Consider the following 15,157-nt stretch of genomic DNA (forward strand, 5'->3'; position numbering starts at 1 on the left):
GCCCGAATAAGGGCCGGAGGGCGCGACGTTCGTCGTTGTCCGCGCGGAGAGCGGGTCAGCCGTGCTGGGCGCGGAGGCGCGGGAGGATCTCGGCGCCGTAGAGCTCGAGGAACCGCTTCTGGTCGGCACCGGGCCCGTGGAACACCAGGTGGCGGAATCCGAGCGCGATGTACTCGTTGATGCGCTCCACGTGCTCGTCGGGATCGGTCGACACGATCCACCGCGACGCCGCCCGCTCGATGGGCAGCTCGTCGGCGAGCCGCTGCATCTCCATCGGATCCTCGACGCCCATCTTCTCCTCGGGCGTGAGAGCCAGCGGCGCCCAGTACCGCGTGTCCTGCAGCGCCCTCTCACGGTCGTGATCGAACGACACCTTCATCTCCATGAGCGTGTCGACCTCGCCCTCGGCGCGCCCGCCCTTCTCGATGCCCTCCGCGAGCGCTGGCAGCAGCGTCTCGGTGTAGAGCTCGCGCTTCTTGCCTGAGGTCGTGATGAACCCGGACGCGATGCGGCCCGCGAGACGCGTGGCGGCCGGGCCCGCGGCACCGATGTAGATGGGCACCGGGGTCTCGGGGCGGTCGTAGATGGTGGCGTTCTCGGTCTGATAGAACTGGCCCTCGAAGGTCACCCGATCCTCGCTCCACAGCTGCTCGATGAGCTGGATGGCCTCTTTGAGGCGCGCGAACCGCTCCTTCACCTCGGGCCACGGGATGCCGAGCGCCACCTCGTTGAGCGCCTCACCGGTGCCGACACCGAGGATGACGCGGCCCGGGTAGAGCACGCCGAGCGTGCCGAACGCCTGGGCGATGACTCCCGGGTGGTAGCGGAACGTGGGGGTGAGCACGCTCGTGCCCATGATGATCTTCTCCGTGCGCGCACCGAGGGCCCCGAGCCACGGCATGGCGGCGGGAGCGTGGCCGCCCTCATGGTTCCAGGGCTGGAGGTGGTCGGAGACGAAGATCGAGTCGAAGCCGACCTTCTCGGCGAGCACGCCGTACTCGAGCAGCTCGCTCGGGCCGAACTGCTCCGCCGATGCCTTGTAGCCGAACCTGATGGGAGTGCTCATGCCTGGATGATCCTCTGCTCCGCGCCGACCCTCGGCCCGTGCATCCATTCTACGGATGCCACCGACAGCGGCCCGAAGACACGGGGCCCGCAGACACGGGCTCTCAGGCCTGGAGGAGCGCCAGAGCCTCGTCGAACGACGCCACAGGCGTCATGAGCAGCCCCACGTCGCTCGCGAGCCCCGACTCCTCGCAGCTCGAGACCACGATGACGCGCGCATCCGCGAGCCGGCACACCCGGACCTTGTAGTTGATCGAGACCCGTTCGCCCGCCCGCTGCTGCACGATCACGACGTCGGTGGGGAAGGCGGGGTTCGTGAGCATCTGCCCGAGCGACCCGGCCGTGATGCGAAGGTCGACGCCGGGGGTGTGCGACAGGGTCTCTGCCCGTTCGGCCAGGACACCCGGATCGGCGTCGAACAGGCCCACCGTCGTCAGGCCCTGATGGGATGCGTCGAGCTGCGTCGTTCCCTTGCTCATGAGCGGGGCCCCCGGGTCATCGGTGGTCGTCCGACCCCTCACCTTATGTCCTCAACCCCTCCGGAGCACTACCGAGAGACTACGGAGCCCATCGGATGCTCGGTCGACCCGCATACCGCCGCGAGTGTCCGAGGCCCGCGTTAGTGTCGGCATGCGCGGGCCGGCGCCACGACGAGAGACCCTTCGAGAGGACACGCCGTTGCCCGCCTGGCACCCCGTTCAGAGCATCCTGCCGATCGAGTTCTACTACCCGAAACCCGGCACGAAGGAGCCGTTCGCCATCATCCGCTGGGTCGACCTGCGCCTCGAGGGTGCACCAGTGTCGCGGTGGCGTGCGGTGACCTACCAGGAGCCCCGCCGCCTCATCGGCGACGGCTACTACCTCGAGCTCGACGACGCGGCAGTGGCCTGCCACCGCCTCGCCATCACCTCGACGATCCCGGCCGCCCTGGACGTGCAGCGCCGCTGATGGCCACCCGAGGCCCGCGACCCGCCCGCCGCCGCCACCGGCACCGGCCACCCGCCGAGAGAACACCCTGCCGGACCACTCCCCACGCGTGGCCCGGCAAGGCATCCGTGATTCGGAGCGCCCCCTCGAACCGGATTGGATTGGGTAGGCTCAGCGGACCAGTACCGAGGGGGTAAGCGGTGAGGCGATCAGTGGTGGGGGCTGCGGCAGCGGTTGCGGGGGTTCTTCTGCTCGCGGGGTGCGCCGGGGACAGCGAGGCGGCACAGGCCGCCTACGACACGTGTGCCGAGGACGATCGGACCGGCTCGCTGTGGCTCAAGGACTCCTCCGTGAGCGCGGAACTCGAATGGGACACCGGCAAGCTGGAGTGCCTGCTCGAAGTGACCGGCTCCCCGTATTCGGCCGTGAGCATCGTCGATGGCGACGAGTGGGAGGGCTGGACCTACTCCACCGAGGAGGATCCCGATTCGGGAGTGTCCGGCAGGTTCACCCCGCGCTGACACTGCCAGGTACCCCCAGAGGGATTCGAACCCTCACTGAAACGATTTTAAGTCGTCTGCCTCTGCCGGTTGGGCTATGGGGGCGAGTGCCTCATGGTACCCGGAGCGCGCCGGCCGGGCCGTGAACGACCGCGCCGCGCATCCGGAGCCCGGGAGGGGCGGATGCGCGGCGCGGGCCACGAGGACGGCGGATGGTGACCCCTTCCCCGCCGGGGCCGCCTTCCCAGTGGACTTTGTGCGGGGCTTCGTAGCCTTCGCCTTGGGCGCGTCGGGCGCGGAGTCGGTGGCGGCCACGCCGTTCACCTCGGCCGTCGTGGCGGGCTCGGAGGAGTACGAACCAGGCAGCTCGGCGTTCGCCGGCTTGCTCGGTGCCGCAGCTGCAGCCGGAGTCGACGCCGTGGCGGGAGCCGACTTGGGCCGCGCCGCGAACTCCTCGAAGGCACGGCGCGGGTGCACGCGGGCCTCGAGCGAGACGTTGTCGCGACCGAGGAAGAAGTTGTTCACCCAGCCCACGATGACGCGGATCTTGCGCTCCCAGGAGGGCATGGCCAGACCGTGGTAACCGCGGTGGGCGAACCAGGCCGGGAGGCCCTTGATCGCCAGCTTGCCCGACTGGAACACGCCGATGCCCAGGCCGAGACCGGCCACGGCACCCATGTTCTTGTGGAAGTAGTCCTTGACACCCTCGCCGCGCAGGTCGGCCACGATGTTCTTGGCGAGCAGCTTGCCCTGACGCACCGCGTGCTGGGCGTTCGGCACGCAGAAGCCACCGACGCCACCACCCGTGAGGTCGGGCACGGCTGCCACGTCGCCGGCACCCCAGGCGCCCTCGACGATGCCGTCGTCGCCCTCGACCCGCATGTCGGCGCGCACACGCAGGCGCCCGCGCTCCTCGATGGGGAGGTTGTAGTTCTTGATGTCGGGGGTCGCCATGACGCCGGCGGTCCACACGATGACGTCGCTCTCGAACGACTCGCCGGTGGAGAGCTCCACCACGCCGTCGACGGCCGACTTGAGCTGCGTGTCGAGGTGCACCTGGGCGCCGCGCTCGGCGAGGTTCTTGATGACCCAGAGCGAGGTGGGCAGGCTCACCTCGGGCATGATGCGGCCCATCGCCTCGATGAGGTGGAAGTGCGTGTCTTCGAACGAGATCTCGGGGTAGCTCTTGATGAGCGCCGACACGAACGAGCGCAGCTCGGCGAAGACCTCGATGCCGGCGAACCCGCCGCCGACCACCACGACCGTGAGCAGTCGCGTGCGCTCGGGGCCGGGGGGCAGCGTGGCCGCCTTGTCGAAGTTCGTGAGGATGCGGTCGCGGATGGCGGTCGCCTCCTCGATGGTCTTCAGACCGATCGCGTTGTCGGCCACACCGGGGATGGGGAAGGTGCGCGAGACGGCGCCGGCCGTGACCACGATCTGGTCGTACGACTCCTCCCACGGCTCACCGAGCTCGGGGGTGATGGTGGCCGTCTTCGTCGAGTGGTCGACAGCCGTGACCTTCGCCGCGACGACGCGAGTCTTCTTGAGGTGACGACGGAGGCCCACCACCGCATGACGCGGCTCGATGGCACCTGCGGCGACCTCGGGGAGGAACGGCTGGTACGTCATGTACGGCAGCGGGTCGACGACCGTGACCTCGGCCTCACCGGATCGGAGCCACTTCTCGAGCTTCCAAGCGGTGTAGAAACCGGCGTAGCCGCCGCCGACGATAAGGATCTTGGGCACAGTGAAACGATCTCCTCAGTACAGGGCCTGGACACAGGCTACTACTTGCGGAGCAGACCCCTGAAATGCGAGACCGCCCCTAGAGCGAACGTCGCCATCAAGATGAGGAACCCGAGCAAGAGCCCCAGCGGCACCGCCCAGTGAATGACATCGTACACCCCAGCGCCCTCGGAACCGGGGTCACCGGCCGCCTCGCCGGATCCGCTCGCGTCGCCCGACCCGCCGGGATCCTCGCCCACCTCACCTGCGGGCCCCTCCGCCGGGGCCGGGATCACGAGGCTCTCGAGCGATGTGGTGCTGGACGAGGGCCGGTAGGTGGCGATCCAGGCCGCCAGGTCGCCGATGGGGTTGGCCGCGACGGGATCCACGGTGGCCGTCATGGCGGCCTCCGCATCGATGAGGCCGTACCCGTAGATGGGGCCGGGAACCGGGTCGCCCTTCGGCGTGGCGGTGGCGATGACCCGGTTGATCACGTTGGCCGCGTCGAGATCGGGGTAGGCGGATCGCACGAGTGCCGCGAGACCGCTCACGAGGGGCGCCGCCCCCGAGGTGCCGCCCCAGAGCACGTAGCCGCCGCCCGGCACCACACCCACGAGCTGCTCGCTCGGCGCCGCGACCGCGATGGTGATGCCCTGCGACGACGAATCCTGGCTCGCCTCCCCCGCCTGGTCGACACCGGCGACGGTGACGACCCCCGGGATGGTGGCGGGCGCGCCGACCTCGGTGGTGCCGCTCCCCCGGTTGCCGGCCGCCGCCACGACCACCACGTCGTTGTCGAAGGCGTAGGAGAACGCGTCGTCCCAGCTCTCCGGCCAGTCGAGGCTGTTGCGGGTGAGCGACATGTTGATGACGTCGGCGCCGTGGTCGACCGCCCAGCGCACGGCCTCGGCGATCTGCTCGTCGGAGCCCACCGAGCCCTCGCCGAGGTCGACCGAGAGCGAGAGCAGCGAGGCCTCGGGGGCCACCCCGATCACACCGCTGCCGAACGACGTGCCACGGCCCGCGATGAGCGACGCCACCATGGTGCCGTGCTCGGGGCTCTCCCCCACCGGGGTCTGGCCGTCAGGCGATCCCGCGCCCGAGAAGTCGGCACCGTCGACCACGGCGCCCTGCAGTTCGCGCACGCTGCCGTCGACACCCGTGTCGATGACCGCCACGGTGGCGCCTTCGCCCTGCGTGGTGTCCCACGCGTCGCGGAAGCCGTAGTCGCTGAGCCAGTACTCCATGTCGCGGATCGAGTCGGCGCGGGCCGCCTCGAGCCCGCCGATCGGCGCGAGCACGAGGGCGCTCGCCACGGCGAGCGATCCCATCACCATGACCGAGCGCCGGATGCGCATCAGGCCTCGATCGCGTAGTCGACGCACTCGCACACGGAGGGCGACCAGTCGCCGCGCTCGAGGGCGAGGTCGCCGATCGGGTTGACCCCGGGGCCGGCGGCCAGCGAGTGGGCCGCGAGGGCGTGCAGGCACTTGACCCGCACGGGCATGCCACCCGCCGAGATGCCGGCGATCTCGTCGACCTCACCGAACTGCGAACGGTCGGCGAGGTAGGCGGCGTGGGCGGCGTGGTAGGCCGCGGAGAGATCCTCGTCGGCCAGCGAATCCTGCAGCTCCACCATGATGTGGTCGGCCTCGAGGTCGCTCATCGCGGCCGTCGCGGCAGGGTGCGACAGGTAGTAGAGGGTGGGGAAGGGTGTGCCGTCGGCCAGCCGGGGCGCGGTGGCCACCACCGTGGGGTTGCCGCAGACGCAGCGCGCGGCGATGCCGAGCACGTTGCGCACGGGGCGACCGAGCTGGGCGGAGGCCACGGCGAGGTCGTGCTCGGTGGCGGGCTCGAAGGGAGGGGTGCTCACGGTGCAACCCCTTCGCCGGCCGGCGCCACCGTGCCGTCGGTCTCGAGCTGCTCGGGCGTGGCATCGGAGAGCCCAGCGGTCATGCCGGAGGCGAAGAGAGACGAGAGCCAGTCGACCTTCGTGGTGGTGATGGTGTCGCTCACGCCGCCGGTGCTCTCGTCGGCCACCTGCTGGTCGTCGATCACGAGGAAGCTCGTCTCGCCCGGCATGACGTAGTAGAGGCGGTCGCGGGCCTCGGCCTTGATGTAGGCGGGGTCGCTCCAGCGGGCGATCTCGGAGGTGAGCTGGTCGTTCTCCTCGCCGCGTGCCTCGACCTCGGCCTGGAGCGCTGCGAGCTGCTGACGCTGCTCGACGTAGACGCGGAGGCCGGGCGCGATGATGACCACGAACATCACGATCACGAGGAACATGAGCACAGTGAAGCCCGAGAAGCGGATGCTGCGGAGCCAGCCGGCACCCGCGGCAGCGCTCTGCGGCAGCGCCACCGGCACCCGGGCGGCACGGCCGGAACCGGTGCCGCGACCCGTGGGTGCTGGTGGACGCTGCCGCATGATGCTGCCTCTGATCGGATCTCCTAGGCGGAGAAGCGGGGGAACGCGCCACGGCCGGCGTACACGGCGGCCTCGGCGAGCTCTTCTTCGATCCTCAGCAGCTGATTGTACTTCGCCACGCGCTCGCTGCGGGCAGGCGCACCGGTCTTGATCTGACCGGCGTCGACGGCGACCGCGAGGTCGGCGATCGTGGTGTCCTCGGTCTCACCGGAGCGGTGCGAGAGGATGGCGGTCATTCCGGAGCGCTGCGCGAGCGAGACCGCGTCGAGCGTCTCGGTGAGCGTGCCGATCTGGTTGACCTTCACGAGGATCGAGTTGCCGGTGCCCTTGGTGATGCCCTCGGCGAGACGCGTGGGGTTGGTGACGAACAGGTCGTCTCCCACGATCTGCACCTTCGAGCCGAGCTCGGAGGTGAGGTGCGCCCAGCCGGCCCAGTCGTCCTCGTTCAGCGGGTCCTCGATGGAGACCAGCGGGTAGTTCGCCACGAGGTCGGCGAAGTAGGCGGTCATCTCCTCGGAGGAGCGCTGCGTGCCCTCGAAGGTGTACGAACCGTTGTCGTAGAACTCGGATGCCGCCACGTCGAGCGCGAGCCCGATGTCCTTGCCGGGGGTGAAGCCGGCCTGGGTGATGGCCTCGAGGATGAAGTCGAGCGCCTCGCGGTTGTTGGGCAGCTCGGGGGCGAAGCCGCCCTCGTCGCCGAGGCCCGTGGAGAGGCCCTTCGACTTGAGCAGCGACTTGAGCGAGTGGTAGGTCTCGACACCCCAGCGGAGGGCCTCGGAGAAGCTCTCGGCACCGAGCGGCACGGCCATGAACTCCTGGATGTCGACGCCGGTGTCGGCGTGCGCGCCACCGTTGACGATGTTCATGAGCGGCACGGGCAGGGTGTGCGCGTTGGGGCCACCGACGTAGCGGAAGAGCGGCAGGTCGGCGGAGTCGGCGGCGGCACGGGCCACGGCGAGCGAGACGCCGAGGATGGAGTTGGCGCCGAGGCGCTTCTTGTTGTCGGTGCCGTCGAGCGCGATCATGGCGGCGTCGACGAGACGCTGGTCGGTGGCGTCGAAGCCCTCGAGCGCCGGGCCGATCTCGTCGATGACGGCGTCGACGGCCTTCTCCACGCCCTTGCCGAGGTAACGGCCCTTGTCGCCGTCGCGGAGCTCGTACGCCTCGAAGGCGCCGGTGGAGGCGCCGGAGGGAACGGCGGCACGGGAGACGACACCGTCGTCGAGCAGAACCTCGACCTCGACGGTGGGGTTGCCCCTGGAGTCCAGGATTTCGCGAGCGCCAACGGCTTCGATAAGTGCCACGGGTGATTTTCTCCTCATACGTACGAGAGCCCCAGGAGCGGACGCACCGCGCCCGGGCAGCAGCCCGCACCGAACCGTGCAGCCGCCGCGCCCTAGTCTAACGATGCCCGGGGTGGGAGGAAGGTGGGTCAGCGGCGCTCGAGGCGGTCGTTGAACTCGCCGAGGAGGCGCACGAACGAGCGCACGTCGTCGTCGCTCCAGTCGTCGAGCACTCCGGAGTAGGCGGCCTGCACCTCGTGGCGGATGTCGTCCATGCGCAGGAGGGTGGCGGGGGTCGGCTCGAAGAGACTCGCTCTGCCGTCGGAGGGGTCGGGCACGCTCGTGACGAAGCCGAGATCTTTGAGCACACGCAGCTGGCGGCTCACGACGCTCTTGTCCATGCCCACCTGCGCCACGATCGCGCCGGGCGAGGTGGGGGCGTTCTTCACGATGTAGCGCAGCACCCAGAAACCGGAGGGCGAGAGCTCCGACGAGAAGCGGGCCGCGTTCTCGAGCAGGAACGCCCTGGTCGCGCGCACGATCCTGGCCATCTCGCCTTCGACGGCGAGGATGGCCTCGGCGCGTTCCTCTGAGCTCACGCCCTCCAGGCTAGTGGGACCGTTCACCGAGGGCCTTCTCCTGCTCGGCGATCTGCTCCACCGAGGTCTTGGTGCCGAGGGCCCGGTTGGGCAGCAGCGCGATCGCGATGATCGAGATCACGGCGAGCGGCACCGCGATGAGGAAGACGTCCGCCACCGCCTCGCCGTAGGCCGACTCCACCACGAGGCGCACGGGCCCGGGGAGCGTCGAAAGATCCGGGATGCCGCCGCTCGCGAGCGAGCCGGTCTGCGAGGGATCGATGCCGAGCTTCTGCAGCCCGTCGGCCACGAGGGTCGTGATGCGGCTGCCGAGCACGGCGCCCATGACGCTCACGCCGATGGTGCCGCCGAGGCTGCGGAAGAACGCCACCGAGGCGCTGGCCGTGCCGATCTGGCGCGGGTCGACCGCGTTCTGCACGATCAGCACGAGGTTCTGCATCACCATGCCGACACCCGCGCCCATCACGAACATGTAGACGAAGACGAGAGCGAAGTCGGTGTCGTAGCGGATGGTGCCCATGAGGGCCAGCCCGATGGTGAGCAGCACGGATCCGGTCACCATGTAGCGCTTCCACTTACCGGTGCGACTGATGATCTGGCCCACCACGATCGACGACACGAGCACACCCGCGATCATGGGGATCGTGTAGATGCCCGACTCCGTGGGGGTCTTGCCGCGCGCCAGCTGCATGTACTGACTGAGGAACACGCTCGTGCCGAACATGGCCACACCCACCGAGATGCTCGCGATGACGGCGAGCCAGAAGGTGCGGTTCTTGAACAGCGCCATCGGGATGATGGGCTCCTTGACCTTGAGCTCGGTGAAGACCGCGAGGCCGAGCAGAGCCACGGCCCCGACGACCATGAGGATGCTCGTGGCGGAGAGCCACTCGAAGTCGCTGCCCGCGAGGGTCACCCAGATGAGCAGCAGCGAGACGCCCGCGGCGATGAGTGCGGCACCGAGGTAGTCGATGCGCACCTTGCGCCTGATGGTGGGGATGTGGAGGGTGCGCTGCAGCACGACGATGGCGGCGATGGCGAACGGGACGGCGATGTAGAAGTTCCAGCGCCAGCCGATCGAGTCGGTGATGACGCCGCCGAGCAGCGGGCCGCCCACCGTGGCCACGGCCATGACGGCGCCGAGCAGGCCCATGTAGCGGCCGCGCTCGCGGGGCGGGATGATGTCGGCCATCACGACCTGCACGAGGGCCGTGAGGCCACCCGCACCGAGGCCCTGCAGCACGCGGAAGAAGATGAGCATCTCGGTGGACTGCGCGAGGCCCGCGAGGCCAGAGCCGACCACGAAGATCACGAGCGACAGCTGGATGAGCAGCTTGCGGTTGGTGAGGTCGGCCAGCTTGCCCCAGATGGGCGTGGAGACGGTGGTGGCCAGCAGGGTCGCCGTGACGACCCAGGTGAAGCCGGCCTGCGTGCCGCCCAGGTCGCCGATGATCTTCGGCAGCGAGCTCGAGACGACGGTGCTCGCGAGCATGGCGACGAACATGCCGAGCAGGAGGCCCGACAGGGGCACCAGCACGTGGCGGCGCGAGGTGACGTCGACGGGCTGCGCCGGGGCGTCGGAGGTTTTCAGGGACACGGTGCTCCAAAGGGAAGAAGTTGATCGACGTCAACTATACACACATTGTTGACGCCGATCAACTACTCGCTCAGGATTCGCCGACGCCGATGGCCTCCGCCTCGACGAGCTCGCTCTCCTCCTCGTGGTCGACGTGGGCGATGGCCCGGTGGCCGAACACGATGATGAGAGAGGCGATGACCACGGATCCGGCCGCCACGTAGAACGGCGTCGCCTCGGTGAAGGCCCCCGCGATGACGGAGGCGAGGGGCGGGGCCGCCGCGCCGCCGAGGAAGCGCACCGCCGAGTAGGCGGAGGAGGCCACGGGGCGGGGCAGATCCGTGGCCGCCATGACCGACTCGGTGAGCACGGTGTTCATGATGCCGAGCAGCGCGCCGCCCACGATGACGCAGGTGATGAGGCCCGCCGTGTTCTGCACCACGAGCCCGGCGGCCACGAGGTCGGCACCCAGGAGGAGCAGGACCGTCCAGAGCACGCGGGTGCGCGGCAGTCGGCGGGTGAGCAGGGGCGCGGCCCAGACCGAGGTGATGGCCACCGCGAGGCCCCAGCCGAAGAAGGTGAGGCCGAGCCCCATCTCGTCGAGACCGAGCGGGAACGGCGTGTAGGCCAGGAGGATGAAGAAGCCGACGTTGTAGAAGAGCGCGGCGACCGCGAGCACCGCGAGAGCGGGCCGGGTGAGCGCCTTGAACGGGGCCGAGAGGGGTGTCGGAACCGGCTTCTGGTCGGGCTTCTTCATGAGCGTCGCGATGGCGATGAAGCCGACGGCCATGAGCACCGAGGTGCCGAAGAACGGGCCTCGCCAGCTGATCGAACCGAGGAGGCCGCCGAGCAGCGGCCCGATCGCGATGCCCAGGCCGAGCGCCGCCTCGTAGAGGATGATGGCCGAGCTCGCTCCCCCACTGGCCGCCCCCACGATGGTGGCGAGGGCTGTGGAGATGAAGAGGGCGTTGCCGAGACCCCAGCCGGCGCGGAAGCCGATGACCTCCTCGACCGAGCCCGAGAGACCCGCCGCGAGCGCGAACGCCACGATGAGTGCGAGGCCGATGAGCAGGGTCGTGCGGGCGCCGATGCGGGTCGAGAGCCAGCTCGTGAAGAGCATGGCGAAGCCCGTGATGAGCAGGTAGCTCGTGAAGAGCAGGCTCGTCTGGGTCTGCGTGGCGTCGAGGCTGTCGGCGATGGCGGGCAGGATCGGGTCGACGAGACCGATGCCCATGAAGGCGATCACGCACGCGAAGGCGACCGCCCAGACCGCTTTCGGTTGGCGGAGGATGGGGCTCGCCATCAGGCGATCCGCAGAGCGCTGCCCTCGCGGGCCTGCTCGAGCTGCTGGTCGGTGCACTCGCTGAGCAGGTCGAGGGCGCGGGAGATGGTCTCGATCTCGGAGGCGTCGAGTCCGTCGAAGAGCGGGGCGAGGGCGCCGTCGAGCTTCTCGCGCCAGTCGGCGAGGGCGCGGATGCCCTTGGGGGCGAGCGCGATCTGCCAGGCGCGGGCGTCGTCGACGTCGGCGATGCGGCGGATCCACTCGACCTCGTTGAGGTTGGCGACGATCCTCGACATGGCGGGCTGGCTCACGCGGGCCTGCTTGGCGAGTTCGCCGAGGCGCATGGGGCCGAAGGTGCTGAGCGCGCTGAGGGTGCGCCAGGTGGCGGGCGAGACGCTGCGGGCGGAGTTCGGGCTCGTCGTGGTGGTGAGCGCGGGCGCGCCCGTGGTCGGGCTCGCGGCCGCTTCGGCGGCGAGACGGGTGAGGCGGTGCGTGACCGACAGGAGGTCGGAGAGCAGAGCGGAGAGTTCGGGAGTGCTGCTGGTCTGTGTGGTCACAGCATCTATTTTACATAGGTAAACTATGTATCGGTCACTCCTGGTGGAACTGCTTGATCTCCAGGTCGTCGACCGTCTCGGTGCCCCTCGTGAGCAGGGCGAAGCCGTGGAAGCCCGCATCCTCGGCCCGCTGCAGCAGCGGTGCGAGGTTCTTGGTGCGGCGCTCGAGGCGCACGCGGTGGCCGCGGCCCACGAGGTCGCGCTTGAAGCGCAGCAGGCGCTCGGGGTCGTCGCTCTTGTCGTGCACGAGCACGAGGCTCGTGCCCTCGCCCGCGGCGGGGTCGGCGATGAGGTCGATGATGCGCTCGAAGCCGATGGAGAAGCCGCAGGCCGGCACGTCCTCGCCGAGGAACCGGCCGATCATGCCGTCGTAGCGCCCTCCCCCGCCCAGCGAGAAGCTGAAGTCGGGGTGCTCGATCTCGAAGATGGTGCCCGTGTAGTAGCCCATGCCGCGCACGAGGAACGGGTCGAAGACGAGCTCGCCCTCGACGCCCGTGGCGCGGAGGGTCTGCTCGATGCGGGCGAGGTCTTCGCGGGCCTCCTGGGCTGCGCCTTCGGGGAGGGGGGTCTCGGAGCCTGTGCCCTTGTTCGCTGTGTTCGCCTCGAAGAACGCGGCGAGCGCGGCCACGGCGCCCTCGGTGGCGCCCTTCGCGGTGAGCTCGTCGATCACGCCCGCCTCGCCGACCTTGTCGAGCTTGTCGATGGTGATGAGCACCGAGGCGTGCTCGGCCTCGTCGAAGCCGAACGCTTCGAGCATCCCGAACAGCACGCGTCGGTCGTTGATGCGGATGCGGCAGCCCTCGAGGCCCAGCGTCTGGAGGGTCGCCAGGGTGGCGGTGAGCAGCTCGACCTCGGCCAGGATGCCCGGCTCGCCGATGATGTCGATGTCGCACTGCACGAACTGGCGGTAGCGGCCCTTCTGCGGGCGCTCGGCGCGCCAGACGGGGGCGATCTGCACGGCGCGGAACACCTGGGGAAGGGCGGCGCGGTGGGTGGCGTAGAAGCGCGCGAGCGGCACGGTGAGGTCGAAGCGCAGACCGAGGTCGGCGAGCTGGTCGGGGTCGTCGTCGCGCGCGGCCTGCTCGAGGGCCGCCTTGTCGAGGCCGCGCTTCATGACGTTGAAGGCGAGCTTCTCGTTGTCGCCGCCGAGGCCGGCGTGCAGGCGGCCGAAGTCCTCCACCACGGGCGTCTCGATCTCGTCGAACCCGTGCGCGGCGTAGGTGCTGCGGATGAGGCCGAGCACGCGCTCGCGCTTGCCCTTGTCGGCGGGAAGGAAGTCGCGCATGCCGCGCGGCGCGGAGACCTGAGTTGCCATGGAGTCCAGATTACCGGGGGCCGAGAGCCGACCTGGCCGCCTCCCTCACACGCACGCCCGCAGGTCCATCACCGTGGCGTTCAAGCTCGACGTGCCTCCGAGCAGAGTGGTGCGCGACACATTCCAGCGTGTGAGCGCGGCGTGCGCCGACGGAGGGAGGCACTCGGTGCGCACGAGGAGGAGCGGCGCATTCCGCGATGCCGCGAGCACTCCCCCGGTCAACGCGTCGGGGAAGTTCGCTCCCGTGGCGAGGAACGCCTCCGACGCCGTGGGGAAGAAGCGCGTGTTGACCGCTGCCGACACCTCGTAGCGATCGGCCCCCGAGATGCGCTCGACCGCCCCCAGGGTGGAGAGCTGACTCTGGATGCCCTGGGACACCGACGCAGGCCCGCCGACGATGACGAACCGCCGAGCGCCGAGGGTCCGCAGCGTGTCGAGCGTGGCCTGGTCGAGGGAGGGCGAACCACCGGGCACCAGGATGACCGGCGCATCCTCTGTCGCTGCGGCGGGAACTGCCGAGAGCGCATCCGGGAACGTGGTGCCCGTGGCGATGAAGACGGTGGACGCTCCGTCGTCGAAGTACGTTCTGGCCACGCGCCGCGACACCTCGTATCGATCCGCACCGTCGAGTCGCTCGACGCCATCGACCTGGGCGCAGGTCCCGATGCTGACGGAGGCCTGATCCCCCACCGAGGCCGGCCCCCCTGCCACCCGCACGGCGGCAGGGTTCAGCCGCTGCGCTTCGTCGCACGTGCTCCGGTCGCTCTCGCGCCACATATCCCCCTGCGTCACGAGCAGCAGCGACCCGCCGATGTGGGCGGTCGCCGCGGCGGCGGTCAGAGCGTCGGGGAAGTTCGAACCGGAGGCGACCGAGAGCACCGGGGTTCCCGACCCCACGTCGGGTTTCCCTTCTCGGCTGTAGCCGACCGCCGCCTCGAACCGGTCTGCACCGGCCAAGCGGATCGTCGTCCCCGGCCCGGACGTGGGACTGTGCACGAGCGTGTAGGGCAGCGTGACGGTCACGGAGGTGCCGTCCGACGAACCCTGCAAGGTGAGGAGAGCACGACTGGTGGTGATGCCCCTCATCGTGAACTCGGACGCGACCTCCACCTCCACCGCGGCGCCCCCGCTCGAGACGACCCGAGTCGGAACGGAGGCACCCCGGCGGTCCGTGTCCCAACGGCCGGTCGAGACCGCGGTGGCCCCCTGGAACGGGACCACTCCGTCGACGACGATCCGGTCGAGCGATCTCACGTCGACCTCGGTGTCGGGATCGAGACTGTAGGAGATCGAGGAGTAGTAACCGAACGCCCCGGCGGGAGTGACCGTGCGGGCATGCTCCGAGGCGCCCGGACCGCCCGCGAGGAAGCCGATCGATACATAGGCCGTGTTGCCACGGCTCGCGCCGGGTATCGAGGTCTCCAGCACCAGTGAGTAGCGCAGCGTGCCCTCGAACGTGGCCGGTGCGCCGGCGGGTGAGGTGAAGTAGCCCTCGGGGATGTCGACCGTGACCGTCCTGGTGGCGGCGTCGACGGAGGTGAGGGCTACAGGGTTGCGCTTGGCGCCGGCGATGAGGGCGGTCAGTGGCGTCCCGAAGTCGAAGAGGGCCTGCGGGACGGTCGCGGTCAGCGTGCGCGTGGTCGAGGGGAGCGGGGAGGCCTCGTCGGGTTCCCACCGCGAGTTGAGGTTGCGAACAGTAGGAGATCCCGCCGGGATGACGATGCGGGCCGAGGAGGGATCCGGGACATCCGGACCGATCTCCACGGCAGAGGCCTGAGCGGGCACGGCGAGCAGGAGCGCGCAGAGCAGAGCGATGGTCGCCGGAACGGCGCGCCTGATGGTGATCGTGGACATCGTGTTCCCCCTGAGCCAGATCCCCCGTCGTCGGTGAGATCGACAGCTGT

Annotated in this window: 14 protein-coding genes, 1 tRNA gene and 1 pseudogene; 2 read left to right on the plus strand and 14 right to left on the minus strand. The window is 69.7% G+C overall.

The features are described from left to right. Positions 1–55: 55 nt before the first annotated feature. Positions 56–1,066: a glucose-6-phosphate dehydrogenase (coenzyme-F420) gene (gene fgd / locus ACEXQC_RS05375; protein WP_374819258.1), complete on the minus strand. Its 1,011-nt coding sequence runs from the start codon at positions 1,064–1,066 to the stop codon at positions 56–58. 103 nt (positions 1,067–1,169) lie between these two features. After that, positions 1,170–1,544 carry a hypothetical protein gene (locus ACEXQC_RS05380; RefSeq protein WP_374819260.1) on the minus strand — a complete coding sequence of 125 codons (375 nt, stop codon included), beginning with the start codon at positions 1,542–1,544 and terminating at the stop codon, positions 1,170–1,172. 199 nt (positions 1,545–1,743) lie between these two features. Between ACEXQC_RS05380 and ACEXQC_RS05385 the strand changes: the two genes are divergently transcribed. Together ACEXQC_RS05385 and ACEXQC_RS05390 are read left to right on the plus strand one after the other, a co-directional pair. Further along, complete coding sequence (locus ACEXQC_RS05385; protein WP_374819262.1) at positions 1,744–2,013, plus strand: hypothetical protein; 270 nt, start codon at positions 1,744–1,746, stop codon at positions 2,011–2,013. Positions 2,014–2,192: 179 nt separating this feature from the next. Next, positions 2,193–2,513 (plus strand): hypothetical protein, encoded by a 321-nt coding sequence (locus ACEXQC_RS05390; protein ID WP_374819264.1) that lies wholly within the window; start codon positions 2,193–2,195, stop codon positions 2,511–2,513. 10 nt (positions 2,514–2,523) lie between these two features. On the opposite strand, the gene ACEXQC_RS05395 is transcribed toward ACEXQC_RS05390, so the two are convergent. The 12 genes and pseudogenes from ACEXQC_RS05395 to ACEXQC_RS05450 form a co-directional block, all read right to left on the minus strand. Beyond that, positions 2,524–2,597, minus strand: a tRNA-Leu gene (locus ACEXQC_RS05395). A gap of 240 nt (positions 2,598–2,837) precedes the next feature. Further along, positions 2,838–4,238: pseudogene (locus ACEXQC_RS05400) on the minus strand (NAD(P)/FAD-dependent oxidoreductase); the annotation flags it as partial. A 41-nt stretch (positions 4,239–4,279) separates the two neighbouring features. Beyond that, positions 4,280–5,575 carry a S8 family peptidase gene (locus tag ACEXQC_RS05405; RefSeq protein WP_374819266.1) on the minus strand — a complete coding sequence of 432 codons (1,296 nt, stop codon included), beginning with the start codon at positions 5,573–5,575 and terminating at the stop codon, positions 4,280–4,282. Continuing rightward, complete coding sequence (locus ACEXQC_RS05410) at positions 5,575–6,090, minus strand: DUF501 domain-containing protein (RefSeq protein ID WP_374819268.1); 516 nt, start codon at positions 6,088–6,090, stop codon at positions 5,575–5,577. The genes ACEXQC_RS05405 and ACEXQC_RS05410 overlap by 1 nt, the downstream gene beginning before the upstream one ends. Further along, entirely contained in the window at positions 6,087–6,641 is a 555-nt protein-coding gene (locus tag ACEXQC_RS05415; protein WP_374819269.1) for an FtsB family cell division protein, read from the minus strand. Before ACEXQC_RS05415 ends, ACEXQC_RS05410 begins: the two co-directional genes overlap by 4 nt. Before the next feature lie 23 nt (positions 6,642–6,664). After that, positions 6,665–7,945, minus strand: a complete 1,281-nt coding sequence (eno, locus tag ACEXQC_RS05420) for a phosphopyruvate hydratase (protein WP_374819271.1) — start codon at positions 7,943–7,945, stop codon at positions 6,665–6,667. Positions 7,946–8,073: 128 nt separating this feature from the next. Then, positions 8,074–8,523 (minus strand): MarR family winged helix-turn-helix transcriptional regulator, encoded by a 450-nt coding sequence (locus ACEXQC_RS05425; protein WP_374819273.1) that lies wholly within the window; start codon positions 8,521–8,523, stop codon positions 8,074–8,076. Positions 8,524–8,533: 10 nt separating this feature from the next. Beyond that, on the minus strand, positions 8,534–10,120 hold the full coding sequence (locus ACEXQC_RS05430; RefSeq protein ID WP_374819275.1) for an MDR family MFS transporter: 1,587 nt from the start codon (positions 10,118–10,120) through the stop codon (positions 8,534–8,536). A 70-nt stretch (positions 10,121–10,190) separates the two neighbouring features. Beyond that, on the minus strand, positions 10,191–11,402 hold the full coding sequence (locus ACEXQC_RS05435; protein WP_374819277.1) for an MFS transporter: 1,212 nt from the start codon (positions 11,400–11,402) through the stop codon (positions 10,191–10,193). Then, positions 11,402–11,938, minus strand: coding sequence for a MarR family winged helix-turn-helix transcriptional regulator (locus tag ACEXQC_RS05440; protein WP_374819278.1), 537 nt, complete (start codon positions 11,936–11,938; stop codon positions 11,402–11,404). The genes ACEXQC_RS05435 and ACEXQC_RS05440 overlap by 1 nt, the downstream gene beginning before the upstream one ends. Positions 11,939–11,972: 34 nt before the next feature. After that, positions 11,973–13,253 (minus strand): histidine--tRNA ligase, encoded by a 1,281-nt coding sequence (hisS, locus tag ACEXQC_RS05445; protein WP_374819280.1) that lies wholly within the window; start codon positions 13,251–13,253, stop codon positions 11,973–11,975. 45 nt (positions 13,254–13,298) lie between these two features. Continuing rightward, positions 13,299–15,107 carry a cell wall-binding repeat-containing protein gene (locus ACEXQC_RS05450; protein WP_374819282.1) on the minus strand — a complete coding sequence of 603 codons (1,809 nt, stop codon included), beginning with the start codon at positions 15,105–15,107 and terminating at the stop codon, positions 13,299–13,301. Positions 15,108–15,157 lie beyond the last annotated feature (50 nt).

It is taken from the genome of Herbiconiux liukaitaii, assembly GCF_041927495.1.
Taxonomy (GTDB): domain Bacteria; phylum Actinomycetota; class Actinomycetes; order Actinomycetales; family Microbacteriaceae; genus Herbiconiux; species Herbiconiux liukaitaii.